Genomic DNA, 25101 nt, shown 5'->3' on the forward strand with positions numbered 1-25101 from the left:
GATATTTTTGAGAACTACGTCACAATTTCAAATGTAACAGTCATAACATGCGATTGTGGTATGCGCGTGACCGTTAATGCCATGTTAACGTCAGTCCACAGGACATTTGGCGTGCGGTGGACCTAAGGAACGGGTCCAGGGGACCGCATCACTTTGCTAGTTTAGGGGATTCACAACATGCCAGTTCGTAACGCGCTTACGCCTAAGCGTAGTCGTCTCACTATTGCGCTGTTCGCGGCGCTCGTACTTCCTGCCACTGCCGCCATGGCGCAGGAAGAACAACCGACCAGCACCTCCGGCTCCCAGTCCTCCACCGCAACGCTCGACAAAGTCGTCGTCACAGGCTCGCGTATTTCGCGGGCGGAAATCGAAGGCCCCGCGCCGGTCACCGTCATCACCGCTGAAGACATCGAAAAGCAGGGCTTTTCGACCGTTTACGATGCACTGAACACGCTCACTCAATTCACCGGTTCGGTTCAGAACGAGCTCAACCAGAATGGGTTTACGCCAAACGCCAGTTTCTTGAACCTGCGCGGACTGGGTCCGGGTTATCAGCTGATCCTCGTCAATGGCCGCCGCACTGCGGACTACCCACTGCCATATAACAGCCAATCCAATGCCGTGAACCTGGCCAATATCCCAGCCGCAGCCATTGAACGCATCGAAGTGCTATCTGGCGGCGCATCGGCAATCTACGGCTCCGACGCCGTGGCCGGTGTGGTCAACATCATCATGAAGACCAACTACGACGGCGACTTGTTGACGCTTCGCGGCGGTACCACGAGCCGCGGTGGCGGCGATAGCGGCCGACTGCAATGGGTAGGCGGCAAAGCCAGCGACAAGTGGAGCTTGACCTACGCGTTCGAATATCTGGCTCGTGAAGAAATCTTCGCTTCCCAGCGAGATTTCATGGACTCTTACCGCGACGATCCTTCGGTCGATCCAGAAGACGCCACGGCTGTCGTTGGCATTCGCTTGCGCGACCGCCTTCTCGGTTCGGGCCTAAGTTCCTATGTCTATCCCGCTGGGGAAAACGCGGCATCGACTTGCGCGCGTTTCAGCGAATTCGAGCTGGAAACCCGCGGCGTCTGCGGATACTTCGGCTATCCGGCCACCCAGCAGATTCGCAATTCCGACGAAAACCTCAGTGGTTATGCGTACGGCACCTATGATTTCGACGGCGGTCTGCAAGCTTTCGCGCAGTTGAGCGTCTCCAGTGCCGACGCAAAAATCGCATCGGCAACCCAGTTCTGGCAATCGGGCCTGGTCTACGACCCTACTCTCGACACCATCCTGGATTCCCAGCGCATCTTTACCCCTAGCGAACTGGGCGGGTTGGACGCTCAGCAGACGACCATCAAGGAACGCTCGTTCGATCTGGCATTCGGCCTTCGCGGCACGATGTTCAGCGACCGCTTCGACTGGGAGGCCGTATTCTCTCATGCCGAGTACAACCTGAAGGTTGGCCAGCCGCGCTTCCTGGCTAACAGGATCAACGAGTACTTCATGGGCCCGGCTACGGGTCAGCTGGATCCTTATTTCGATACCTATCCGGTCGTCAACTTCAACATCGATCGGTATTTCAGTCCTCTTGGCGCCGAAACATATCAATCCCTCATCACCAACGTCAGGACCGAAGCCGACTCTGAAGTTTCCCAAGGCTCGTTTGTCTTTTCGGGCGATCTGTTCGAGCTGCCTGCGGGTGCGGTCGGCATGGCGGCCACGATCGAAGCGGCACGCCAGAAGTACGACCTCAAGAACGACCCGCGCATCTCGCCCAACTACACTGGTCCGGACCCGATCTACAACCTGACCGGCACCGGTGGTGGTGGTGAGCGCGATCGCTACGCATTTGGCGTTGAGTTCAGCATCCCGGTGTTCGAAACGTTCAAGATGAATCTGGCGGGCCGCTACGATAAGTACGATGACGTGACACAGGTCGACGGTGCATTCACTTGGTCGGCCGGCCTCGAATACCGCCCCATCGACAGCCTACTTTTCCGCGGCAGCTACGCCACCAGCTTCCGTGCGCCTGACATGCACTATGTCTTCGCTGAGGAGTCTGGGTTCTTCACGACCGTCATGGATGAATACCGTTGCCGTCGCGACGGCCTGAATCCCACCACGCCTGGTGGTGCCTGCTCGGCGGCGGCTTATACCTACAGTGTGTTCGGCACTCGCCAAGGCAGCACCGAGCTAGAAGAAGAAGAGGGTTCGTCGGCCAGCGTCGGCTTTGTCTGGGATGTCACCGACAACATGTCCCTCAGCGTCGATGCGTACCGCATCAAGCTGGAAGGCGCCGTCAACGATATCGCCCCCAGCTATCTGCTGCGCGAGGAAGCCGCATGCTTGCTCGGTACTGACCGCAACGGCAATGTCGTGGACGGCAACTCCAGCTCATGTCAATTCTTCACGGGTCTTGTGACGCGCCTGGGCGTGGATCAGATCAATGACGACGAGATCGATTCCTACCTGTCGTTCCCGTTCAATCAGTCCATGCTGGAAACTTCCGGCATCGATGCCCGTTGGCGCTACCAGCTGGATACCGATCGTCTAGGGCAGTTCAACTTCGGCATCGGCTGGACGCACGTGCTGAAGCTTGAAGAACAGGAGTTCCCAGGCGAAGAAATCCGTAACATTCGCGACCACCTCCAGTTCTTCAATTTCCGTAGCCGCGTGAACTGGGAAGTCAACTGGGAATTGGACGACTGGAATGTCAACGTCAACGGCTACCGTTGGGGCTCACTGCCCAACTGGGAAGAGACAGGCCGTATTGGGTCGTACGTAATCTGGAACACGCAGGTGTCGAAGGAAATCACTGACAAGGTGACCATCGGGCTGGCGATCAACAACGTTCTGGATGAGTTGGCGCCGAAGGATGACAGCTTCAATTCGTATCCCTTCTTCTGGCGTGCTTACAGCCCTATCGGACGCGAAGTGTTCGTGAGCTTCAGCTACAAGTTCAACTGATCCGACGTATTGGAAAGCTGAGACCCGGCGGAAACGCCGGGTCTTTTTTTCCCCGACACCAGCTCACGGGTGGAAGAAAACCGATCCTGCACAGGACTGGTCCCGCCAGTGGGAGATGCCGCTTCCGAACGCCGCCGATCAATCCAGCCGATATATCGACAACCCGTATCGCAATCATCTTCGTATGGAGGAAATCCGATGAAGCATTCGCTGATCACCTTCTTTCTGGCTGCGGCCGGGATCATCACGCTCTCGCCGGCCCGTGCCGCACCACTGCAGCCTGTGTCTGACTTCGTAAGCCACGCCGCCTACAGTGCCGTCAAGATCTCTCCAACCGGCGAGTATTTGGCCATCACCGTGGACCGTGGGGATCAGGACGTCCTTACCGTGCTCCGCACGAGCGACCTGAAGCTGATCAAAGTCAACCAGCTGCCTGACAAGAAAAGCGTTGGTTCGTTCTATTGGGTGAGTCCGGACCGGTTGATGTTCAATGCCATCAAGAAGATCGGCGGATTTGCCCAACCCTTCGCCACCGGCGAGTGGTACGCCGTCAATGCCGATGGTACGCAGCCGCGCCCATTGATTTTCTATGGCACACGCGACGCGACGCAGCGAGGAAAAACAGTTGGCGCGGAGAGATTCTCGCTGCTGGATACGCTGAAGGACGATGACCAGAACGTCATCATGCAGGTCACCACGCCCCGCTCTTCGGAGGGTGCTGGCACGGAAGTCGTCCGCATGGACGTCATCAACGGCCGACGCACCTCGCTTGGCCGAGCCCCAAAGGAAAACTGCAGCATTGCACTGGATGCCGCCAAGCAGCCCCGCTTCGCCGTGTGTTCGTCCAGTAAGGACGAGGAAGGCGAGTTCGACGAGCGCAGTGAACTCTATCGGCGGGACGGGAACAGTTGGACATTAGTGAACGCCTCCAAATCGGATGGCAAGCATCTTGATGTCGTCACCACCACCAGAAACGGCACCGTGTACGCCAGCCAGGATGACGGCAAGTCTCCGCCCGCCATCGGCACGCTGGATACGGCCACTGGCACCTTTACACCGTTGTTTCAGGATCCCGTAGCCGAAGTATCCAACTACATCTGGTCCACCGACGAAACTACTCTCATCGGCGTGGTGACCGAAGCCGGCGCGCCCGCGGTCAAACTGATCGATGAAACCCACCCGGACGCTGAAATCTACGCGTCGCTGGCCAATGCCTTCGAAGGGCAGATGGTCGATTTCTCCAGCTACACGCAAGACGGAAAGAAAGTCGTTGTCAGCGTCTACAGCGATAGCAATCCCGGTGAGTTGTACCTATACGACCGGGAAACGGGCAAAGCACGCTTTCTGATGAGCAGTCGTCCGCAGCTCGACAAGAAGCGCATGGCCTCGGTCAAGCCGTTCAATTTCACTGCACGGGATGGCAAGCGCATCCACGGTTACCTGACCATCCCGCACGGATCCAGCGGCAAGAATCTGCCGATGATCGTTAATCCGCACGGCGGCCCGATCGGACCACGCGATGACTGGGCATTCAATGGCGAAACCCAACTGCTGGCCAGTCGGGGCTATGCGGTCCTGCAGGTGAATTACCGTGGCTCGGGTGGTTATGGAAAGGACTTCCAGAATGCCGGCCATCGGCAATGGGGCCAGGGCATACAGAACGACATCATTGATGCCACCCAGTGGGCTATCAAGAACGGTTACGCGGATGGCGAACGTATCTGTATCTACGGCGGTAGTTTCGGTGGCTACTCGTCACTGATGGCACCGATTCGTGCTCCAGGGCTGTTCAAGTGCACCTTTGGATATGTGGGTGTCTATGACATCGACATGATGTTCAAGAAAGGGGACATCCCGGAAGACGAACCTGGCCAGCGCTTCCTGCGTCGTACGCATGGTACGGATACGAAGAGCTGGGCAGAGAACTCGCCGGCGCGCCGCGCAGCCGAGGTCAAGATTCCGGTGTACCTGGCGGCCGGCGCGCGCGATGTTCGCACTCCGCCGGAACAGACCGAACTAATGAACAAAGCACTGATCGCCGCAGGCAATCCGCCGGAAGGCATGCTCATTCAGTCCGGCGAAATGCACGGCTTTTACGATGTTGCCAACCGGGTGAACCTTTACACGAAGATGTTGGACTTCTTTGCTCGCCACATCGGCGGCGAAGTCACCGTGGGCAGCCGCAGCAAAACGGAATAAACCGGCACGCACCGCTGAAATGGCCGGCAAATGCCGGCCATTTTCTTACACGCCGTTCTCTGGAAGGCGTGACTTCCGGTAGAGGCCACGCCCGCGAGCTACGTACACAATCGAAGTTCCTAATTACCGACGGTCAGAGGAAGGATCCATGAACAGAATGCGTGCGGCCGTCCATGTACTGATCGTGCTGGGCATCTTGCAGTTCCCCACCACAGCCCTCGCGCAAAAGTCATCCGCATCCTCGGCACCACCCGACCCCACGAAGGATGCGCTGCTACTGTCCGCCGGATTCCTGGCCGCACATCCGGACCTGCGATACCGCTTGCTGGGTCTGGATGAGATGAAGCAGGGCGAGCATGAGGACGCCTTCCGCTTCTTCCAGCGCGCCGCCTTTTATGCGGACAAGCCATCGCAAGGCATGGTGGCCGAGATGCTCTGGAATGGTCAGGGAGTCGAACGCAATCCGTCCCTGGCCTATGCATGGATGGATCTGGCGGCGGAACGTGGATACGCCGGTTTCCTGGGGCTGCGCGAACGCTACTGGAATGCGCTGACGCTGGAGCAGCGGACACAGGCACTCGAAGAAGGTAAAGCCATTTACGCGAAGTACGGCGATGCCGCGGCACAACCGCGGCTTGCGACCGTGCTGCGACGGGAGCAGCGCAAGCTGACCGGCAGCCGTACGGGGTTTGCCGGCAACGTGCAGATCTATGTCCCGGGTCCCGGCGGATTCGAACAAATCGATGGGTCCAAGTTCTATGACGAACGCTACTGGGACCCCAAGCGATACCAGGCTTGGCACGACAGCATCTGGATGAAGCCCCGCGTCGGTCGGGTGAGCGTGGGCGAGATGGAGCAGGTTCATGAAGGCGAGCCACCCAGTTCGCGCATCCCGGCGACAGTGCCGCAGACCGATGTTGTAGAACCGACTACCCCCAACCGGGATGAGGACGGCCTGGGCACCCGGAAAGATGGCTGAAGGGCTTCTTCCATACCCCACCGAATGCGGTATAAAGAGGCCATCCCGCCAATCTCGCAAGACGGGTTCAACCAACATCCCTGGGAGGGGAATATGCGCAAGATACTGATGGCTGCCTGTCTGGCTGCTCCTTTCATGGCTCTGTCGATGTCGGCCTCGGCCGCCGATGCAGTGGGCCGGTGGAAGACTATTGACAGCGATACCGGCAAGGAGAAATCCATCGTCGAGATCAGCAAGAACAGCAATGGCATCTACAGCGGCCGCATCGTCGAACTGCTGAATCCCAGCAAGCCCAATCCGGTCTGCGACAAGTGCAAGGACGACCGCAAGAACAAGCCCATTACCGGCATGGAGATCATTCGCGGCATGAAAACGGACGGCCCCAACGAGTACAGCGGCGGCACCATCCTCAAGCCGGACGAAGGCAAGGTCTACAAGTCGAAGATGGAGCTGATCGAGGGCGGCAAGAAGCTGGAAGTCTCTGGCTGCATCGCCTTCATCTGCAAATCGCAGACCTGGGTCCGCCAGTAATCCCTGGAAACGAGCCCTCTGATTGGCCCGGCAACGCCGGGCCAATCCGTTTCTGGGCCCCCAACGGCCCATGCGATAATCGGCCTTCCCCCGCACGACATCCGCCATGAGCCGCACCGCACTCGTCACCACCGCCCTGCCCTACGCCAACGGACCGCTGCACCTCGGCCATCTGGTCGGCTACATCCAGGCCGACATTTGGGTGCGCGCCCGGCGGCTGGCGGGCAATACCGCCTATTTTGTCTGCGCCGATGACACTCACGGCACGCCGATCATGCTGGCGGCGGAAAAAGCCGGCGTAACGCCGGAGGCCTTCATCGCCAACGTCCAGGCCAGCCACGAGCGCGATTTCGCCGCTTTCGGCGTGGACTTCGATCATTACGACTCCACTCATTCGCGCACCAACCGCGAACTGACCGAGGCGTTCTACGCCAAGCTGGAAGCCGGTGGCCATATCGCCAAGCGCAACGTCGCCCAGTTTTATGATCCGGCCAAGGGCATGTTCCTGCCCGACCGTTACATCAAAGGCATTTGCCCAAACTGCGGGTCGCACGACCAGTACGGCGACAACTGCGAGGTCTGCGGCGCCACCTATGCACCGACCGATCTGAAGGAGCCGAAGTCGGTGCTATCCGGCGCAACGCCGGAGATTCGCGATTCGGAACACTACTTTTTCGAGGTGGGCGGCTTCCAGCCGTTTCTGCGTGAGTGGCTGAAGGGCGATGTCGCGCTGCCCGGCGTCAAAGCCAAGTTGATGGAATGGCTGGACGCCGAAGGCGGCTTGCGCGCCTGGGATATCTCGCGCGATGCGCCTTATTTCGGATTCGAGATACCGGGCGCTCCCGGCAAGTATTTCTATGTCTGGCTGGATGCGCCTATCGGTTACCTGAGCAGCTTCAAGGCGCTGTGCCGGCGCAACGGTTTGGATTTCGAATCTCATCTGGTGGCTGGCACGCAGACCGAGCTGCACCATTTCATCGGCAAGGACATCGTCAATTTCCATGGTCTGTTTTGGCCCGCCGTATTGCACGGCGTGGGCTATCGCGCGCCGACCCGCCTGCACGTCAATGGCTATCTGACCGTGGACGGCGCCAAGATGTCCAAGTCGCGCGGCACGTTCGTGATGGCGCGCACTTACCTGGACGTCGGACTGGAGCCGGAAGCGCTGCGCTATTACTACGCGGCCAAATCCTCTGGCGGCGTCGACGACCTGGACCTGAACCTGGGTGATTTCACCGCACGCGTGAACTCTGATCTGGTGGGCAAGTTCGTGAATCTGGCCAGCCGCTGTGCCGGCTTCATCGATAAGCGCTTTGGAGGAGCACTCGCACCCGCGCTGCCCGATCCCTCCGCGTATGATCGCTTTGTAGCGGCATTGGCGCCGATCCGCGAAGCCTACGAGCGCAATGATCCGGCCTCCGCGATTCGCCAGACGATGACGCTCGCCGATGAGGCCAACCGCTATATCGACGACAAGAAGCCCTGGGTGATCGCGAAACAGGAAGGCGCCGATGCCGAGCTGCAGGCCATATGTACGCAAGGCTTGAACCTGTTCCGCGTGCTAGTTGCTGCACTGAAGCCGGTGCTGCCGCGCACCGCCGCACAAGCCGAAGAGTTTCTTGCCGCGCCGGTCTATGCCTGGCGCGACCTGGATGCCCCGCTACTCGCCCACGGCATCAAAACTTACTCGCCACTATTCACCCGTATCGACACCAAACTGATCGACGCCATGACCGATGCTTCCAAAGACACGCTCGCTCCCGTTACCGCGCCGACGGTAGGCGCAACGCCCGTCGCGACCAAGCAGTCTGCTGAAAAGGCTATCGCGACTGGCGCGGCTCCTGCCAAGGACAATACCGGTGAGTACATCGTCATGGACGACTTCGCCAAACTCGATCTGCGTATCGGCAAAGTGCTGGCCTGCGAGTTCGTCGAAGGTTCGGACAAGCTGCTGCGTTTCGAGTTGGATGCCGGTGACCTGGGCAAACGGCAGATTTTTTCCGGCATCCGCGCCAGCTATGGCGAACCTGAAAAACTGGTGGGCCGCAGCGTGGTGTTCATCGCCAACCTGGCGCCCCGCAAGATGCGCTTCGGCATCAGCGAAGGGATGATCCTGTCGGCGGGTTTCGATGGCGGCGCGCTGGCTTTGCTCGACGCCGACAGCGGCGCGCAACCAGGGATGCCGGTGCGCTGAGCACGGCGCGTGATCCATTCTTGAACTGCGAATCGCTTCGTCGTCGATGAACCTGGCGCTGTTCGACTTCGACCACACCATCACCACGGTCGATACCTATGGTCGGTTCCTGCGCAGCATCGCGCGCCCAGAACAGTTGGCTCGGGCACGCTGGCACATAGGACCGATGCTGGCAGGCTATCGCCTGGGCGTGGTGTCGGCTCAGCGACTGCGGGCGCGAGTCACCCGATTCGCATTCCAAGGCGGGAACGAGGAAAACATCCGCGAGGCAGGAAGCCGTTTCGCGCGTGCGATGCTTCCCACATGGCTGCGGCCAGAGATGGAGCAACGCATCGGTTGGCATCAATCGCAAGGAGATACGGTGGTAGTGGTCTCCGGTTCGTTGGACGTTTATTTGCAGCCGTGGTGCGCCGAACGCGGCTTGGCAGTGATCTGCAACGCGCTGGAAGCCAAGAATGGACAGTTGACCGGTCGTTATCTGGATGGCGACTGCGGCGCAGACAAGGTGCAACGGATACGCGCCCGCTACGACCTGAGCCGGTATCAGGCGATCCATGCTTACGGCGACAGCCGCGAAGACCGCGGGATGTTGGCGCTGGCACAGCAACGCTGGTATCGCGGCCGGCGCATTGCCTGAACATGCGCATATTTCAAGACGCCCATACACAGCACGCTCATATCCAGCACTTCCATGTCCAGAGCGCTGTACGCTTGCATGATGATGTCCCCCGATAACACCGACCTGACCGAACGCCTTGATCGCCTGTTGCCGCAAACCCAGTGCGGCCAATGCGGTTTCGATGGCTGCCGGCCGTATGCCGAAGCCATGGCGCGGGGAGAAGCGCAGGTGGACCGCTGCCCGCCGGGCGGCGATGACGGCGCACGGCTGTTAGCCAAGGTACTGGATGTCGCGCCGCTGCCCTACGATCGCGGTCGCGGCGCGCACAAGCTGCCGGAAGTGGCGATGATCGTGGAAGCTGACTGCATTGGCTGCACCAAATGCATCCAGGCCTGTCCGGTCGACGCCATCATCGGCGGCGCCAAGCACATGCATGTGGTGATAGAACCACTGTGCACAGGCTGCGAACTGTGCGTGCCGGCCTGTCCGGTGGATTGCATCCGGATGGTTGCAGCCTAGTTTGATCCCGGATACGAAAACCGATCGGAGTCGAGTTGCGCAGCGGCTTGTCGCTTCGTGCAGTGCCGAGCTTGCTCGGCTGCTTCTAGTCTAGGGAGGCCCGGCATCTCGACCATACGAGAAGCAGGAGCAGCGGAGCAAGCTCCGCTCCACGAGAGCGTGCAAGCCGAAACCGCGACAACCAGGACTACTTATTACACACCGAACAAACCCGCTCGACTTTGTAGCCTTTGCCGCGCAGCTTTTCGACCACGCCATCGCCTCCCAGCAAATGCAGCGCGCCGACGACGACGAGGGTGTCATCGGAACCAGATTGCGACAGGCGCTGCTGGATCTTCGGCACCCACGCGTTATTGCGATCGACGTTGATGCGTTGATAAAGACGCGGATATTCACGCTTCATTTCACCCGCCATCTTGTTCCACAGCAGCTCAGCGTCGCCATTGCGCCATGCTCGATGCAGGGCTTCCATCTCGGCTGGCCCTTTTTCCGCCTGCTCCAGGGCTTCGGCGATGAATTGGCGTTGTTCGGCCTCATCCATGCCGTCCAGCATGCGAATCTGATCGCTCGCCAATTCCAGGCCGTCGGTCGGCTTGCCAGCCTTCTTCGCGATTTCCATGAAATGAGTGTCCAAGCCGAGCTTCGGGTCCAGGCCTTGCTTGGTCATCTCCAGGATGCTGATGGTCAAGCCGACGAACCACGGTTCGAACGTCGCGAAGTTGTTCAGCGATAGATTGTTCTTACCGGCGTAGTCCTGCAGCCTCTGCCAGGTGACGGCATCCAGATCGTCCTGCAAGCGCTTGCCGTCCCGACGGAGTGCCGCCTGCATCATCTGTGTCGGTAACGCGGACGACGCCATTTCTGCCGGGGACAGTTCGAACATCACCGCTTCCGCGTCTTCGAATGCCGTGCTCACATCAGCGGATAACGGATAGTCGCTTGGCCGCAGCAAGTGGAACGCGCCCAACAGATACACCGCATTGTCCTGGTCGGACACCTTCCACAACAGCGGTACCGGCGGCGCGGTTTTGGCCGCTACCTTCGCAGGCGAATCAGCACCAGCCGCGGACGTGGTGGCGATCAGCGCGGCCAGCAGAAGCGACTTGATGGAAAGCACTCGTTTCAACATGAACATCCCTGTCAATGAATGGTGATGGGTTTGGCGTAGGTTTTTTCGCCTGCGGCAATGGCCAGATTCAATCGATTTTCTGGTGGCGGCAGCGGACAAGTCGCGTAAGGAGTGAAGGCGCAAGGCGGGCTGTAGGCGCGGTTGAAGTCCAGCACCACTTTGCCATTGACGGGGGCCGCCACATCCAGGAAGCGACCCGCGGGATAACTGCCGTGGCCACTGGTGCCGTCCGCCAACACGATGAACAACGGGCCATCCGGCTGTCCGATAGCTTCCAGCCGATAGGTCGCGCCATCGCGGCTGAATTCCACCGCACCAGGGTTGGGTGATTCGGTGGTAATGCCGACGATGTCGCCGATGGCCATCGTCTTGCCCGCCGGATGCGGAATGAAGCGGCCTTCGATCTGCCACGCCGGAGCCGCAGGCCAATAATCCAGGCCGATAAAGTTCAGGCGCGTCTCCGCGTCTGCGTGCTTCGCTCGCAAAGCATGGCGACCACCGCGTTCGATTACCGTCAGGCTGCCTTTACCGTCATCGAAACCGATCACGCTGGGCAGCTCACCGTGATCGCTTTGAAGTTCCACTCGGCCCTTCAACGGCTCGCCATTCAACGTCAATGCCGCGCCGCGCTCCGGCGTGAAGAAGATCTGGCCGCCTTGCCGGGTCAACATACCCATCTTGTCCGGCCCGACCGCCAGCTTGATGCCGTTGCCGGTGCCGCTGCCGATGTAATGCGCTTTGAGTTCCAGCCAATGCAGGCCCACCAGGCTGGTCCAGCCATCGGGCTTCAGGAGCTCCTCTTCGCGCTGTTTCCGCCATGCGGCGTTATCGGCCAGAAACTGCGCATCGGAGGCTTTCGGCACTGATGCGGGTTCGCTTGTTTGCCCTTTCTCACCCGCCCCATCCTGATCGCAGCCGGCCATCAAAGCCACCAATGCGATCATCCCCAGCCATTTACCACACCCCATGTCATCGTCCTCGCAGGAACCAGCGGTCAATCTCGGCAACAGAAAAATGCGCCCAGGTCGGACGGCCATGATTGCACTGGCCGGAGCGCTCGGTGATCTCCATTTCACGTAGCAGCGCATTCATTTCAGGAATCGTCAGCCGGCGATTCGCACGTACGGCGCCATGGCAGGCCATCGTCGACAGCAGTTCATCGCGTGCCGCGGCGACTCGCAGGCTTTCGCCGTGCTCACGCAGATCGGTCAACACATCGCGCAGCAGTGCTTCCGGATCAGCCTGCGCCAGCAGCGCGGGCACGCTGCGCACGCTCAACGACTGCGGACCGCTGCGGGTCACGTCAAAACCGAGCGATGCCAGTGTCTCCGCTTCGCGGTCGGCCGCGTCGGCCTCGCGCTCTGCCACAGCCATATTCAGCGGCACCAGCAATGGCTGCGAACGTAAGCCGATGCCATCGTGCGCGGACTTGAGCTTTTCGTAGCCGATGCGCTCATGGGCGGCATGCATGTCCACCACGATCAGGCCATCAGCGTTCTCGGCCAGGATGTAGATGCCATGCAGCTGCGCGATGGCGAAGCCTAGCGGCGGAACACCGTCGGGGTCCACCGCCGGCATCGCAGCCGTCTGCATGGGTGGCCTATACGATGTTGCCACGTCCGTTGAGCTATCCGGCGCAGGGGACGAGGCATACAGGGCGGCATAAGCGGCAGGCGCTTCCGCTACGCGCAAACCCAACGGCGATTGCTGCGTCGGCATCCAGGACGACGGTAACGCGTGTCCGGCGGCAGCCGACAATGCTGCCGAGACCACCGCGGGCGCAGAACCCGCGCGTGTTTCCGCCAGCGCGTCTTGCAGCGTACGATAGACGAAATCGTGGACCAGGCGCGTATCGCGGAAACGGACTTCGTGCTTGGCCGGGTGCACGTTGACGTCCACGCGGGTCGGATCGATTTCCAGGAACAACACATACGCCGGCTGGCGACCATGGAACAACACATCCTGGTACGCCATCTTCACCGCATGGGCGATATTGCGGTCGCGCACGGAGCGGCCGTTGACGTACACGTATTGTTGATCCGCACTGGCACGCGAATAACTGGGCTGCGCAATCCAGCCGTGCAGGCGCAGGCCGGCACCACTGTGCTCGACCCGCAACGCCTGGCGGGCGAAGTCTTCGCCCAGCGTCTCGTTGAGACGCGCCACCGATTCCAGTTCATCGGGCTTGTAACGCCGCGATGGTTTGCCGTTATGGGAAACACGCAGTTCGATGTCGGGACGCGCCAGCGCCAGCGAGCGCAGCCATTCCTCGATATGGCTCAACTCGGTGCGCTCGGCGCGCAGGAACTTTCGCCGCGCCGGCACGTTGTAGAACAGTTCGCGCACTTCCACGGTAGTGCCGATCGCGTGCGGCTTGGGAACCACGTCGCCCACCTTGCCACCTTCCACCTGCAGGGCGGCGCCATGCTCGTCGCTGGCACGGCGCGAGGACAGCATGAAGCGGCTGACCGATGCGATGGAAGGCAATGCTTCGCCGCGAAAACCCAGCGTTGCCACCGACTCCAGATCATCCAGCGATGCGATCTTGCTGGTGGCGTGGCGCGAGATCGCCAGCGGCAGTTCTTCAGGCGCGATGCCGCCGCCGTCGTCGCGGATGCGGATCAAACGCACGCCGCCTTCTTCCAAGTCGATATCGATCCGGCGAGCGCCAGCATCCAGGGCGTTCTCGACCAATTCCTTGACGACGGAAGCGGGCCGCTCGACGACTTCACCGGCGGCGATCTGGTTGATCAAGGTGTCGGGAAGCTGACGAATGCTCATATGAGGGCCTCGCCCCGGGCATCGGTCACGCTGCCATTGGCGGTATCGCGCTGCTTTTCATGCACGCTAAAGCGCGGCGAATGCATAGGCTCGCCTATGCCAGCAGTGATCGTGGAACAGGAAATTTCGGACAGTGGGCGAATCGGCACGTTCGGGCGGCGCGGTAGCGCCGTCGTCGGGAATCAGCCGTGATGATAGCCGAGCCAGGGCCTGTTGACGCTTAAGGCCCCGGCGGTAACAGGCCCCTGTTACGGCGCGCCGGCCGTACCACCCGACGCGACACCGCGCGACTTGGCTTCCGCTTCCGCCTGCGCACGGGCAGCGAACAGCGTACCCGGCGGCGGTTGCCGGGTGAAATAGGTGTTGACGCCATCCAGCACGGCACTGGCGACTTTGCGTTGATAAGCGGGATCCTTCAGCCGGCGCTCTTCTTCCGCATTGGAAATGAATGCGGTTTCCACCAGCATGGCCGGTATGTCGGAGGTGCGCAGCACGGCGAAGTTGGCGCGCTCGATGTTCGGCTTGTGATTGTTGCCGACGCGCTTCAGGCCATCCAGCACGTGATTGGCGGCGTCTTCGGAGGCCTTCATGTGGCCGCTTTGGGCCAGGTCCAGCAGCACCGAGGACAGAGTGTTGTCCACTTTCTGCAAAGGCACGCCGCCGATCAGATCGGAGGCGTTTTCCTTGTCGGCCAGCCAGCGGGCGCGCTGCGAAGAAGCGCCTTTCAACGACAGCACGTACACCGATGACCCCCGCGCACTACGGTTTTCCGCAGCGTCGGCGTGGATGGAAACGAACATGTCGGCGCCCGCGGCGCGCGCCTTGCGTGCGCGTTGCGGCAACGGGATGAAGACATCGCTTTCGCGGGTCAGGTAAGCCTTCATGCCCGGCGTGGCATTGATCTGTCGCGACAACTCGCGGGCGATCGCCAGCACTACATTTTTTTCGTAGGTGCCGCCGGGACCCACCGCACCGGAATCCTGCCCACCGTGGCCGGGATCGATGGCGATGACCAGCGGCCGCGTGCCGGAACGCTTCGACGGATCCGAGGCAGGCTTAGCGGCCGTGGCAGCCGGGATAGCTTGCTCCGCACTGGGAACTTGACCGGCAGCGGCATTGGCGCCTATTGGTTCCGGCTTGCCCGTGGCGATGGTGTAAGGGGGCGTCGCAGACGACGCGGATGGTGCTGACGGCTGGTTCGCCGCCTGCCCATTAAGGATCGCCTGCGGCGACGGCTGACCGGCCGGGGAAGACGATGGCGGCGATGTTGGAGCGTTCTGTGCCAGATCCTTCACCACCTGCGCGCTAAGCGCGGCGGTGGCGCGCGCCGCTTCCGCCTGTGGATCCACGGCCGGCGGAGTTGCTTGTGATGGAGCCGGCGGGGTGGCTGTCGTCGCGGCAGGCGCTGAAGGGGTGGTAGCCACCGCCGCGCTCGGAGCCGGACCATCGCCGGGCCACTCGATCACCAGCCGCGCACCGGTGCTGCTGGACTCCATGCGCGGCTTCAAGGGCACAACAGCGGACGCCAGATCGAACACGATACGTAAGGTGCCCGGTTCCGGCTGCCCGGTACGCACGGATTTGATGATGCCGGTCCCAGCCGGCAGCGTGAGTCCCTTCGCTGCGCTGGATGCCGGAAGATCGACGACCAGGCGATCTGGGCCCGCCAACGACAATGTCTTGTATTCGCCTTTGCCCTGCAGCTGGATCTCCGCGCGGGTACCCGTGGCGCCTTGATTCACGCGAACCGCACTAACTTCGCCCGCCCAAGCCGATACGGTTCCGGCACCCGCCAACAACGTGCCTGCCAGCAGATGGACCGCTGCTGCCAGCTTGAAACTACGGGTTGTGGGATTCCCCATGCGCATGCGCCGGATTCAACCACCATCCTGTCCGGAATGCAAGAATTTTTCCCTTAATAATCCGTAACCTGCCGGATGTTCCTATGTGACAGCGACAGATGATCCCGGCAACTGCCTGTTATCTGCCAGCCGACCCAGCCAGCGGGAGCCTTCCTCGGACAATGCAATCAAAGCCGCTGAGCGGCCCAGCGCCTCTACAGCCAATTCAATTCGCAGATCGGCAGGTGGTATCCCGCCGCTGCCGCGCTCTGGCCATTCCACCAACCACAACGTCGCAACTGCGTCGTCTAGACCGAGGAATTCCAGCTCACCTGCGTCGCCGATGCGGTACAGGTCCAAGTGCCAGGCTTCGCCCTGCTCCAGTGGGTACCGCTCCACCAAGGTGTAGGTCGGGCTGCGAATGGCGCCCTGCACGCCCAGTGTTCGCAGCATGGCGCGCGCCAGGGTGGATTTGCCCGCGCCCAGGTCGCCTTGCAGATGCACCACGGCCTGAGCCGGTCGCGTGGCAGCAAGTGCACGCCCCAACGCTTCCGTAGCTTCGCTGTCAGAAAGAAGAATCCGCATGCCGCGATTCTAGAGCTTGTTCGCGCTCGGCCGTGAATGAAGGCGGGCAACTATGGCAAAGCGCCGTGCATGTGGGATAGGTGAGCGTTGCGAGCACCGCACTGATGCATGGCGGACGCAGCAGGAGGAGCAGGTTCTTATGGATTCGCCAACCGCCGCAGATGCGGCATCAGGTCAGAAGGCAGTAGACCGCGCTGTCCATCCCAAGCCGCTGCATCGCCGGCAAGCGAGTGCAGCAGTGCACCGGCGCTGGCAGCATCGAATGCATTCAAGCCTTGCCCTCTCAAAGCGGCGATCACGCCGGTCAGCACATCGCCCATGCCACCCACTGCCATGCCGGGATTACCCGCGCCGATCACACGCGGGGTATGGCCCGGCGCGGTAACGATCGTTCCCGCGCCTTTCAATACCACCGTGGCACCAAAACGGTCTGCAATAGCCTGCGCGGCGGCAAAACGATCACGCTGCACGCTCCCAGTATCCGTTTCGAGCAAACGCGCGGCTTCACCCGGATGCGGCGTCACGACGGCATCGTGAAGCGATCTCGGCGCGGCCGCCAGCAGGTTCAGACCATCAGCATCGATCACCAACGGCTTGCCTGCATCGATCGCCATGCGGAATACCGCGCGCGACCATTCGCCCTGCCCCAACCCAGGGCCCAGGGCGATGCAATCGGTGCGTTCCAGCAAAGGCTGCATATCCTGATCGGACTCTACTGCACGCACCATCGCCTCCGGCCTGCGCGCAAGCATCGCCGTGACGTGCGCTTCTCGCGTGGCCACGCTCAACAAACCGGCGCCGCTGCGTAAAGCCGCTTCCGCGCAAAGCAGGATGGCGCCGCCGCTGCCATGATCTCCGCCGAGGCAAAGCACACGACCGGATTCGCCCTTATGGGTGTTGCGTCGGCGTGGCAGCAACCACAACGCCAGTGCGTCAGCGCTTAGCAAACTTGCATAAGCCAACACCTGATCGAAGCTGGCGGACGGCACTTCCAGCGCATCCAGATCCAATGCGCCGATGTATTCCAAGGCATCGCCGGTGTACAGGCCCGCGTGCCGGACGATGAACTGCAGCGTTCGGCTGGCCTGCACCGCGACGCCCGGCGATGCACCGGTATCCGCATCGATACCACTCGGAACATCCAACGAAAACACCGGAATCGCCTGCGCGTTGATCGCGTCGATCAGTGCTGCGGATTCGGCATCCGGTGCGCGTGCGAAACCGATACCGAACAATCCATCGACGAGTACATCGGCCGGCGGCAGTGCCGTTCGGAATAACTCCACTTGTCCACCCGCAGCGATGTATTCAGTGCAGGCGCGCTGCGCCAGTTCACTGCGCGGCAAATGCGACGGCAGATGCACCACCTGCACTAGGCGGCCCGAACGCCGCGCCAACTGCGCCAACACATAGCCATCGCCACCGTTGTTGCCCGGCCCGCAGACCACCACGATGCGTTGCGCTTGCGGCCAATGCAGCAGCAGATATTGCCAGGCTGCCAGCCCAGCACGTTGCATCAATGTGTAGCCATCGCCACCCAGCAGCTCTGTGGCGCGCGCATCCAGCCGCCGCGCAGCCGAGGTGCCGTACAAGGAGAAGGTGCCGGACATGGCGCTGATTCTAGCGGGAGGGGAATGGGGAATGGGGAATGGGGAATGGGGAATGGGGAATGGGGAATGGGGAATGGGGAATGGGATAGCGGTGGCCGTGGCGGTGGCGGTGGCGGTGGCGGTGGCGGGAAAGGCTCTTGATTTGCTCCCCCTTGACCAGCCATTCGGCTGTTGAAAGCGTAAAAGGGGGATGACCCGCCATTCGGCGGTTGAAAAGCACTTGAGGGGGATTTGCTTTTTGCTCCTTAAATGCAGAAGCAACAGCAAATCCTCCTTCGCCCCTCTAAAAGGTGGCGAAGGCCAAGTGCGTTACCGGTTCGCAGTGATCGCACGTAACCTATCGGCCAGGGTTTATCCGCCGGCTTCTATACTTCCCACATGTCCTCGCTACCCGCCCACGCCCCCGACCCCGTCGCACTCGCCCAGCGCGTGCGGACGCTTGCGCGCGAGTTGGGTTTTCAGCGCTGCGGCATCACCGGCATAGAACTGAGCGAGGACGAACACCACCTGCGCGATTGGCTGGCGCAGGGGCTGTACGGTTCGATGGAATGGATGGCGCGGCACGGCGACAAGCGCGCCCGGCCGGATGAATTGATTCCCGGCACATTGCGGGTGATTTCGGTTGGCCTGGATTATGGCCGCAACGATAGCGATGACGCCTGGAACACATTGTACGAAGGCGAACGTGCCTACGTCGCGCGCTACGCACTGGGTCGCGACTATCACAAGCTGATGCGGCAACGCTTGCAGAAGCTCGCCGAACGTATCCAGGAAGAAGTGGGGTCGTTCGGCCATAGAGTCTTTGTGGACTCGGCGCCCGTGCTGGAGCGCGCTCTGGCACGCAACGCCGGGCTGGGCTGGATCGGTAAGCACACCTGCCTGATCGACAAGGATGGCGGCTCCTGGTTCTTCCTGGGAGAGATCTATGTCGATCTGCCATTACCGATTGATCCGCCTGCGAGTGCGCACTGCGGTACTTGCACGCGCTGCATCGATATTTGCCCTACCCAGGCGATTACCGCGCCTTACCGGTTGGATGCGCGTCGATGCATTTCCTATCTGACGATCGAGCATGAAGGTGCGATTCCGGAAGCGCTACGGCCCTCTATCGGCAACCGTATCTTTGGTTGCGACGATTGCCAGTTGGTGTGTCCCTGGAACAAATTCGCCAAGCGCACCGACGAACCCGATTTTCGCGCGCGCAACGATCTGGATACCGCCACACTGCCACAGTTGTTCGCCTGGACGGAAGAAGAGTTCCTGCGCCGCACCGAGGGCTCAGCGATACGCCGCAGCGGCTATGAACGTTGGCTGCGCAATATCGCGGTCGCGCTGGGAAATGCGCCCGCGACACCCGCGGTACTGGCGTCGCTCGCTTCGCGTCAGAACGATCCTTCCGCGCTGGTGCGTGAGCATGTGGCGTGGGCGTTGGCCCGGCATCAAGCGTAGAACTGGATTCACACAGAACCGTCACTGTGGGAGCGACGTGAGCCGCGACCGGAAACATCAACGTCGCGACTCACGTCGCTCCCACAGTGACGCTCTCCGCAAGGGTGAAATTAGCGCGTGCGCGCGTTGATTTCTGTCAGCAAAGCCTGTGTAACAGGATCGCCTGGTTCGGCCTCACCCTTCAACGCCGGCAACAGCCCGCTGGCCAACTGTTTACCCAACTCGACACCAAACTGATCGAACGCGTTGATGCCCCACAGCACCGACTGTGCGTAGACGCTGTGCTCGTACATCGCGATCAGTGCGCCCAGCGATTGCGGTGTCAGCGCGTCCAGCAGGATTATCGTGCTGGGACGGCCGCCTGGATAGCTGCGGTGCGGATCATCGTTCGCTTGGCCATTGGCCAGTGCTTCGCTCTGCGCCAGCAGGTTGGACATCAGCGCCAGATGGTTTTCGGCGTATGGGTCGTCATTGCGTACAGTACCCACGAAATCCAACGGCACGATACCTGTGCCCTGGTGCAGCGCCTGGAAGAAGCTGTGCTGCACATCGGTGCCCGCGCCGCCCCACCAGACCGGCACGGTATCGACCGCGACGGGACTGCCATCCAAACGCACACGCTTGCCCAGGCTTTCCATTACCAATTGCTGCAGATAGGCCGGCAACAGCGCCAGGCGCTGGTCGTAACTCATCACACCTTGCGCTGCGTGCCCAAGGGCGTTGCGGTTCCATACGGCGGTCAATGCATGGCGCACTGCGATATTCTCGGCCAGCGGCGACTTCAATGCGTGCGAGTCGAAGTCAGAGGCGCCAGCCAGCAACCCTTCGAAACGATCAAACCCGATCGCCAGTGCAATCGGCAGCCCGACCGCCGACCACAACGAATAGCGCCCACCTACCCAATCCCACATTGGCAGCACCCGATCGGGCGCGATGTCGAACGCGCTCGCCGCGCGTTCAGGGTTGGCGCTGACGGCGTATAGACGTTCGCTGCCACCCAGCCAATCGCGCAGGATGCCGCCATTGAGCAGGGTCTCCTGAGTGCCGAAGGTCTTGGAAATCAGGATGGCCGCGGTACGCGCGGGGTCCAGCGGCGCCAGCACACGCTGGGCGGCAGCGCCGTCCACGTTGGACAGGAAATGCACGCGGAAACGGCCGGACGCCGGATCGCGCAACGCATCTGCCACCAGACGCGGACCCAGATCGGAGCCTCCAATGCCGACGCTGACGATGTCGGTGATGTTGCTGGCTTGCAGTTCGGCAATCAACGCCGCCATTCGCCCACGGACTTCAGTCGCAGAAGCGAAAGCAGCGCGCGCTACGGCAGAGCCAGAGTGGTTGCCGCGCAATGCCGTATGCAGGGCCGCGCGGTTTTCGGTGACATTGACTTTTTCGCCGTCGAACAAACGGTGAAAAGCCGCAGACAAGTCTCGCTCCTCCCCCATCGCCAGCAGCGCGTTCAACGCTTCACGGTCGTAGGACTGCCGCGCGAAATTGACGTACAGCGGTCCTGTTCGCAGCGCGAAGTCCTGCGCGCGAGCCGGGTCCTGCTTCAGCAGCGCCGGCAGGCCAACACCGCGAAGGCGCTCCGCGTGGGACTGCAATGCATCGAAACCCGGCGTAGTGTTCATGCGGCCTGCTTGGGAATGGAATGATTGGTGTGGGTGATCTTGTTCTGCCCGTCCACGTAGATCAGCTTGGGCTGGAAACGCGCTGCTTCTTCCTCGCTCATGCCCGCGAACGCAGCGATGATGATGAGATCGCCGATCTGCACATGCCGCGCCGCGCCGCCGTTGAGCGAAACAATGCCGCTGCCTTCATCGGCACGGATGGCGTAGGTGGAGAAGCGGGCACCGTTGGTTACGTCCCAGATATGCACCTGCTCGAACTCGCGGATGCCGCTGGCATCCAACAGCAAGCCATCGATGGCGATGGAACCTTCATAGTTCAGTTCGGCGTGGGTGACGGTGGCGCGATGAATCTTGGTTTTGAGCAGGCTGAGTTGCATGGAATTGGGCGTTTTCAGGTGAGGGAAGAGTCTAGCAGCGCGGTGGTGAGTGGTGAGTTGGCCTTTTCCCTTCTCTCTCCGGGAGAAGGAAAAGAGGCTCCCGCCCCGCTCACCACTCCAAATTATCGATCAACCGAGTCTTGCCCAAGCGGGCTGCGATCAACGCCACACGTGGGGTTTGTTCCCCATCCTGTGGCTCGCTCAGATCGGGACGGCGAACAACGGTGTAGTCCACTGCAAAGCCAACATCAGCGAGCCGGCGAGCGGCGGCGGCTTCCACGTCCAGGCGTGGCTGACCGGCAGCAATGCCGTCGCGCATCGCGAGCAGGGTCTTGCGTATCTCCGCGGCACGCGGGCGCTCTTCCGCGGACAAATACTGATTGCGCGAGCTCATCGCCAGGCCGTCGCTTTCGCGGACGATGCTGCCAGCCAGAATTTCGATAGGGAACGCGAGATCGCGGACCATTTGCCGGATCACCGCCAGCTGCTGGTAATCCTTCTTACCGAACGCTGCCACATCCGGCTGCACTTGGTTGAACAAGCGGGTGACGACCGTGCAGACACCGTCGAAGTGACCCGGGCGGTGCGCGCCTTCCAGCAAACTGCTGACGCCGGGCACATGCACCTTGGCCGCCAATTCGACGCCGAAGGGATACATCGACTCCACCGTGGGCAGCCACAGCACATCGCAGCCGGCGCCTTCGAGTCCGGTGGTGTCGGCTTCCGGGGTACGCGGATAACGGGTGAAGTCTTCACTGGGCCCGAACTGCGTCGGATTCACGAACACGCTGGATACCACGCGGTCGCTGTACTGGCGTGCCAGCATCACCAGCGAGTAGTGCCCGGTGTGCAGATTACCCATGGTGGGTACGAAACCGACCCGCAGGCCCTCGCGCTTCCAGCCATTGACGCGGGTGCGCAGCGCATCCAGCTCGGTGATGGTTTCGATCATCGGTGTTCTTGTTCCGCTTTCAGTGCGCGGCTGCGCGATCAGTACGAATGGCTGGCATCAGGAAATGCGCCACTGCGCACCGCGTCGGCAAAGGCGCGCACCGCGCCGGCGACCGAACCGCCTTCGGCCAGGAAATCCTTGACGAACTTGGGGCGCCGGTGGCCGGTATCCAGGCCGAGAAAATCGTGCAGCACCAGCACCTGTCCATCGCAGCCGGGGCCGGCGCCAATACCGATGGTGGGAATCCCGATAGCCGTGGTGATCGAGGATGCCACCGAAGAAGGCACGCATTCCAGCACGAGCATTGCAGCGCCCGCCTCGGCCGCGGCTTGCGCGTCGGCGTGCAGCCTTGCCGCGGCCGCTTCGTCGCGGCCTTGCACTTTGTAGCCGCCGAACTTCAGCACCGATTGCGGTGTCAGGCCCAGGTGCGCGCACACCGGGATATCGCGTTCCACCAGAAAGCGGATGACGTCGAGCTTGTGGCCGGCGCCTTCCAGCTTGACCATTTCCGCACCCGCTTGCAGCAGCGCGATCGAGGCATCCAGCGCGCGTTCCGGCGTGGCATCGGACTGGAACGGCAGATCCGAGATCAGCAGAGCGCGCTGCAGACCGCGCGCCACCGCAGCGGTGTGATAGACGATGTCTTCCACCGTCACCGGCAAGGTCGAATCGTGTCCCTGCACCACCATGCCCAGGGAATCACCCACCAGCACCAGATCGACGCCGTTGGCGTCCAGCACGCGGGCGAAGCTGTTGTCGTAGGCGGTCAACATGACCAGCTTGCGCTTGTCGCGCTTGGCGTCGGCTAAAGCGGGAACGGTCCAGGGCTTGCTGTCGGTATGAGTACTCATAGCGTTTCATTATCCACGCATAACGGATGGATATTCGACAGATCCAACTCGGACACAGCGTCCCGCGCGGGGCCGTAACCCGGAATACGGGCCTCGGGCTCGACTTCCAGCAACGGCACCAAGGCAAACGCCCGCTGGTGCAGATGCGGATGCGGCACATGTAAGCCCGGCTGATCTATCGTCAAATCGGCATACAGCAGCAGATCCAGGTCCAACGTGCGCGGCCCCCAGCGCGTGGCATCCAGCCGATCGCGGCCGAATTCGCGCTCGGTGGCCAGCAGTGCCTCCAACAGCGCGTGCGCCGTTAGCCGGGTTTCCAACTTCGCTACGGCGTTGATGAAATCAGGCTGATCCTGCTTACCCCAAGCAGGTGTACGGTACAACTGCGACGCTTGCACCAGTTGGGTACCGGGCAGTCGGCCCAATGCTTGGATGGCCTGCCGCAACGTCGTCGCGGCGTCGCCCAGATTCGCACCCAGGCCCACGAAGGCGACCACCTTGTTGCCGCTCATTCCGATGGGGCGGAGGCGCCGCTACGGCGGCGACGGCGGCGGCGGCGCTTGGAAGGCGGTGCGTCGTCGTCGGTATAGCTGTCTCCGGGTACGGTGACGCCCAGCGTGGCGGATAGCTCTTCGCTGGATTGAGTTTGCGCCTCGCGCCAGAAAGCGACGTCATCGGCATGTTCATTGGATGCCGCCAGACGCAGCACCAGGAAATCGTAGGCGGCGCGGAAGCGCGGGTGCGAAAGCAGACGCATCACCCGCTTGCGCTGGCGGTTGGCGAAACGCGTCTGCAGCAGCCAGATTTCCTGCATTGGCAGTGAGAACCGGCGCGGCAAAGCCACGGTGGTCACTTGGTGCAGCGTCACTCGGTCGGCCGCGCGCCGCTGCGCTTCTTCGGCATGCACGCCTTGCGCCTGCAGCGCCATCAACGCGCGGCAATAGGCGGGCCATAGCAGCAAGGCGAACAGGAAGGCGGGTGATACGGGCTCGTCGTTGGCCACGCGGCGGTCGGTCCCTCGCAGCCCTTCCAACAGCATCCGCCGCAGCGCTCCGCTGCGGTTGGATGCCAGCGCCGCCGCCGTTTCCGGCAACAATGCCTGCACCAGCCCGAATCGCTCCAAGCCTTCGAAACTGGCGACCGCATGGCCGGAGAGGAACAGCTTGAGTATTTCCTCGAACAACCGCGCCGGCGCGGCCGAAGCCAGCAGCGGGGCCAGCCGTGCGATCGGTTCGGCGGTGCTCGCCTCGATCTCGAAATTCAGCTTGGCTGCCAACCGCACGCCCCGCAGCATGCGCACCGGATCCTCGCGGTAGCGTTCTTCCGGGTCGCCGATCAGCTTGAGCATGCGCGCCTGCACATCTTCGAAGCCGCCGACGTAGTCGCGCACCGAGAAGTCCTCGATGGCGTAGTACAGCGCATTGGCAGTGAAATCGCGGCGCACGGCATCGTCTTCGATGCTGCCGAATACGTTATCGCGAACCAGCCGGCCATTGTCCATTTCGCGGTCGCCGCTGCCATCATCGATGTTGGCGCGGAACGTCGCGACCTCGATGATCTCGCGGCCGAACACCACGTGCGCCAACCGGAAACGGCGGCCGATCAGGCGGCAATTGCGAAACAATTGCTTGACCTGCTCCGGCGTGGCGTCGGTGGCCACGTCGAAGTCCTTGGGGTGTCCGCCCACCAGCAGATCGCGCACCGCTCCACCCACCAGATAACCGGTGAAGCCCGCATCGCGCAGGCGGTAGAGCACGCGCAGCGCGTTGGGACTGATGTCCTTGCGCGAAATCGTGTGCTGATCGCGGGGGATGATTCGCAGAGCGGCTTGCGAGGTAATGATGGCGATTCCGAAAGGACGAAGACAGGACGGGCCACTATAAC

Annotated in this window: 19 protein-coding genes and 1 pseudogene; 8 read left to right on the forward strand and 12 right to left on the reverse strand. The window is 61.6% G+C overall.

Annotated features, from left to right (window positions below; translation table 11 throughout):
* Positions 1-177 precede the first annotated feature (177 nt).
* From AADW18_RS18910 to rnfB, 7 genes are all read left to right on the forward strand, one after another.
* Entirely contained in the window at positions 178-2970 is a 2793-nt protein-coding gene (locus AADW18_RS18910) for a TonB-dependent receptor (protein ID WP_337344953.1), read from the forward strand.
* 198 nt (positions 2971-3168) lie between these two features.
* Positions 3169-5169, forward strand: a complete 2001-nt coding sequence (locus AADW18_RS18915; RefSeq protein ID WP_337344954.1) for a S9 family peptidase — start codon at positions 3169-3171, stop codon at positions 5167-5169.
* Positions 5170-5317: 148 nt separating this feature from the next.
* On the forward strand, positions 5318-6148 hold the full coding sequence (locus tag AADW18_RS18920; protein ID WP_337344955.1) for a sel1 repeat family protein: 831 nt from the start codon (positions 5318-5320) through the stop codon (positions 6146-6148).
* A 93-nt stretch (positions 6149-6241) separates the two neighbouring features.
* Positions 6242-6679, forward strand: a complete 438-nt coding sequence (locus tag AADW18_RS18925; protein ID WP_337344956.1) for a DUF2147 domain-containing protein — start codon at positions 6242-6244, stop codon at positions 6677-6679.
* 106 nt (positions 6680-6785) lie between these two features.
* Complete coding sequence (metG, locus tag AADW18_RS18930) at positions 6786-8873, forward strand: methionine--tRNA ligase (RefSeq protein ID WP_337344957.1); 2088 nt, start codon at positions 6786-6788, stop codon at positions 8871-8873.
* Between the two features lie 46 nt (positions 8874-8919).
* Positions 8920-9510 carry an HAD-IB family hydrolase gene (locus AADW18_RS18935; RefSeq protein ID WP_337344958.1) on the forward strand — a complete coding sequence of 197 codons (591 nt, stop codon included), beginning with the start codon at positions 8920-8922 and terminating at the stop codon, positions 9508-9510.
* An 81-nt stretch (positions 9511-9591) separates the two neighbouring features.
* The gene (gene rnfB, locus AADW18_RS18940; protein ID WP_337344959.1) at positions 9592-10011 is read left to right on the forward strand and encodes an Rnf electron transport complex subunit RnfB; all 420 of its coding nucleotides are present in this window, start codon (positions 9592-9594) and stop codon (positions 10009-10011) included.
* 187 nt (positions 10012-10198) lie between these two features.
* Here rnfB and AADW18_RS18945 read toward each other — a convergent pair whose 3' ends face one another.
* From AADW18_RS18945 to AADW18_RS18970, 6 genes are all read right to left on the reverse strand, one after another.
* A complete protein-coding gene (locus AADW18_RS18945; RefSeq protein WP_337344960.1) occupies positions 10199-11140 on the reverse strand; it encodes a TraB/GumN family protein in 942 nt (313 codons plus the stop codon).
* Positions 11141-11151: 11 nt separating this feature from the next.
* Positions 11152-12063 (reverse strand): DUF1684 domain-containing protein, encoded by a 912-nt coding sequence (locus AADW18_RS18950; RefSeq protein ID WP_337345000.1) that lies wholly within the window; start codon positions 12061-12063, stop codon positions 11152-11154.
* Between the two features lie 46 nt (positions 12064-12109).
* Positions 12110-13921: a DNA mismatch repair endonuclease MutL gene (gene mutL, locus AADW18_RS18955; protein ID WP_337344961.1), complete on the reverse strand. Its 1812-nt coding sequence runs from the start codon at positions 13919-13921 to the stop codon at positions 12110-12112.
* Between the two features lie 248 nt (positions 13922-14169).
* Positions 14170-15783, reverse strand: a complete 1614-nt coding sequence (locus AADW18_RS18960) for an N-acetylmuramoyl-L-alanine amidase (protein WP_337344962.1) — start codon at positions 15781-15783, stop codon at positions 14170-14172.
* An 81-nt stretch (positions 15784-15864) separates the two neighbouring features.
* Complete coding sequence (gene tsaE / locus AADW18_RS18965; protein ID WP_337344963.1) at positions 15865-16347, reverse strand: tRNA (adenosine(37)-N6)-threonylcarbamoyltransferase complex ATPase subunit type 1 TsaE; 483 nt, start codon at positions 16345-16347, stop codon at positions 15865-15867.
* A gap of 137 nt (positions 16348-16484) precedes the next feature.
* Entirely contained in the window at positions 16485-17957 is a 1473-nt protein-coding gene (locus tag AADW18_RS18970; protein ID WP_337344964.1) for an NAD(P)H-hydrate dehydratase, read from the reverse strand.
* Positions 17958-18335: 378 nt separating this feature from the next.
* Here AADW18_RS18970 and queG point away from each other — a divergent pair, with 378 nt between their 5' ends.
* Positions 18336-19406 (forward strand): tRNA epoxyqueuosine(34) reductase QueG, encoded by a 1071-nt coding sequence (queG, locus tag AADW18_RS18975; protein WP_337344965.1) that lies wholly within the window; start codon positions 18336-18338, stop codon positions 19404-19406.
* A 110-nt stretch (positions 19407-19516) separates the two neighbouring features.
* Here queG and pgi read toward each other — a convergent pair whose 3' ends face one another.
* From pgi to pcnB, 6 genes and pseudogenes are all read right to left on the reverse strand, one after another.
* Entirely contained in the window at positions 19517-21037 is a 1521-nt protein-coding gene (gene pgi / locus AADW18_RS18980) for a glucose-6-phosphate isomerase (RefSeq protein ID WP_337344966.1), read from the reverse strand.
* Positions 21034-21414: an aspartate 1-decarboxylase gene (gene panD / locus AADW18_RS18985; RefSeq protein ID WP_337344967.1), complete on the reverse strand. Its 381-nt coding sequence runs from the start codon at positions 21412-21414 to the stop codon at positions 21034-21036. Before panD ends, pgi begins: the two co-directional genes overlap by 4 nt.
* 109 nt (positions 21415-21523) lie before the next feature.
* Entirely contained in the window at positions 21524-22366 is an 843-nt protein-coding gene (gene panC / locus AADW18_RS18990; protein WP_337344968.1) for a pantoate--beta-alanine ligase, read from the reverse strand.
* Between the two features lie 38 nt (positions 22367-22404).
* Positions 22405-23217: a 3-methyl-2-oxobutanoate hydroxymethyltransferase gene (gene panB, locus AADW18_RS18995; protein WP_337344969.1), complete on the reverse strand. Its 813-nt coding sequence runs from the start codon at positions 23215-23217 to the stop codon at positions 22405-22407.
* On the reverse strand, positions 23214-23729 hold the full coding sequence (folK, locus tag AADW18_RS19000) for a 2-amino-4-hydroxy-6-hydroxymethyldihydropteridine diphosphokinase (RefSeq protein WP_337344970.1): 516 nt from the start codon (positions 23727-23729) through the stop codon (positions 23214-23216). The genes panB and folK overlap by 4 nt, the downstream gene beginning before the upstream one ends.
* Positions 23726-25039 (reverse strand): annotated as a pseudogene (gene pcnB, locus AADW18_RS19005) (polynucleotide adenylyltransferase PcnB); the annotation flags it as partial. The gene folK and the pseudogene pcnB, both read right to left, overlap by 4 nt.
* Between the last annotated feature and the right edge of the window lie 62 nt (positions 25040-25101).

Origin of the sequence: Pseudoxanthomonas sp. CCNWLY206-1 (assembly GCF_039710385.1) — a bacterium.
In the GTDB taxonomy this organism is placed as follows: Bacteria; Pseudomonadota; Gammaproteobacteria; order Xanthomonadales; family Xanthomonadaceae; genus Pseudoxanthomonas_A.

Coding starts and splice junctions, on each gene's coding strand:
- AADW18_RS18945 (WP_337344960.1), bottom strand. CDS start 11,140: ATGTTGAAACGAGTGCTTTCCATCAAGTCGCTTCTGCTGGCCGCGCTG.
- AADW18_RS18920 (WP_337344955.1), top strand. CDS start 5,318: ATGAACAGAATGCGTGCGGCCGTCCATGTACTGATCGTGCTGGGCATC.
- AADW18_RS18960 (WP_337344962.1), bottom strand. CDS start 15,783: ATGGGGAATCCCACAACCCGTAGTTTCAAGCTGGCAGCAGCGGTCCAT.
- tsaE (WP_337344963.1), bottom strand. CDS start 16,347: ATGCGGATTCTTCTTTCTGACAGCGAAGCTACGGAAGCGTTGGGGCGT.
- panB (WP_337344969.1), bottom strand. CDS start 23,217: ATGAGTACTCATACCGACAGCAAGCCCTGGACCGTTCCCGCTTTAGCC.
- queG (WP_337344965.1), top strand. CDS start 18,336: ATGTCCTCGCTACCCGCCCACGCCCCCGACCCCGTCGCACTCGCCCAG.
- AADW18_RS18925 (WP_337344956.1), top strand. CDS start 6,242: ATGCGCAAGATACTGATGGCTGCCTGTCTGGCTGCTCCTTTCATGGCT.
- rnfB (WP_337344959.1), top strand. CDS start 9,592: ATGATGTCCCCCGATAACACCGACCTGACCGAACGCCTTGATCGCCTG.
- AADW18_RS18910 (WP_337344953.1), top strand. CDS start 178: ATGCCAGTTCGTAACGCGCTTACGCCTAAGCGTAGTCGTCTCACTATT.
- panC (WP_337344968.1), bottom strand. CDS start 22,366: ATGATCGAAACCATCACCGAGCTGGATGCGCTGCGCACCCGCGTCAAT.
- AADW18_RS18935 (WP_337344958.1), top strand. CDS start 8,920: ATGAACCTGGCGCTGTTCGACTTCGACCACACCATCACCACGGTCGAT.
- folK (WP_337344970.1), bottom strand. CDS start 23,729: ATGAGCGGCAACAAGGTGGTCGCCTTCGTGGGCCTGGGTGCGAATCTG.
- AADW18_RS18915 (WP_337344954.1), top strand. CDS start 3,169: ATGAAGCATTCGCTGATCACCTTCTTTCTGGCTGCGGCCGGGATCATC.
- metG (WP_337344957.1), top strand. CDS start 6,786: ATGAGCCGCACCGCACTCGTCACCACCGCCCTGCCCTACGCCAACGGA.
- AADW18_RS18950 (WP_337345000.1), bottom strand. CDS start 12,063: ATGGCCGGCTGCGATCAGGATGGGGCGGGTGAGAAAGGGCAAACAAGC.
- panD (WP_337344967.1), bottom strand. CDS start 21,414: ATGCAACTCAGCCTGCTCAAAACCAAGATTCATCGCGCCACCGTCACC.
- pgi (WP_337344966.1), bottom strand. CDS start 21,037: ATGAACACTACGCCGGGTTTCGATGCATTGCAGTCCCACGCGGAGCGC.
- mutL (WP_337344961.1), bottom strand. CDS start 13,921: ATGAGCATTCGTCAGCTTCCCGACACCTTGATCAACCAGATCGCCGCC.
- AADW18_RS18970 (WP_337344964.1), bottom strand. CDS start 17,957: ATGTCCGGCACCTTCTCCTTGTACGGCACCTCGGCTGCGCGGCGGCTG.